Origin of the sequence: Paraglaciecola sp. MB-3u-78 (assembly GCF_002835935.1) — a bacterium.
Lineage (GTDB): Bacteria > Pseudomonadota > Gammaproteobacteria > Enterobacterales > Alteromonadaceae > Paraglaciecola.
The window spans coordinates 1-344 of the sequence record NZ_PJCF01000070.1; the positions used below are offsets into that span (position 1 = coordinate 1).

1 pseudogene is annotated in these 344 nt (G+C 49.1%); it reads left to right on the forward strand.

What is annotated here, in order from left to right:
- Positions 1-344: pseudogene (locus tag CXF95_RS26370) on the forward strand (hypothetical protein); the annotation flags it as partial.

Here is a 344-nt window from a genome sequence, read left to right on the forward strand (position 1 = left end):
CGGTGCACCGGATGAGTGTGATGCGGCTTGTATATCCCTTGGCATGGCTGCGGATGCGGACGACGACAACGACGGTTATTCAGATGCAGATGAAATTGCAGCCGGAACAAATCCGTTAGTCAATAGCAGTTTACCGCTGGATACTGACGGCGATTTTATCTCAAACGTGACCGACACTGATGATGATAATGACGGTATTACCGATGCAGATGATGTGTTCTCACTGATAGCCATTGGAGATTACGTTGATACTGATAATGACGGTGCGCCGGATGAGTGTGATGCGGCTTGTATATCCCTTGGCATGGCAGCTGATGCTGACGACGACAACGATGGTTATTCAG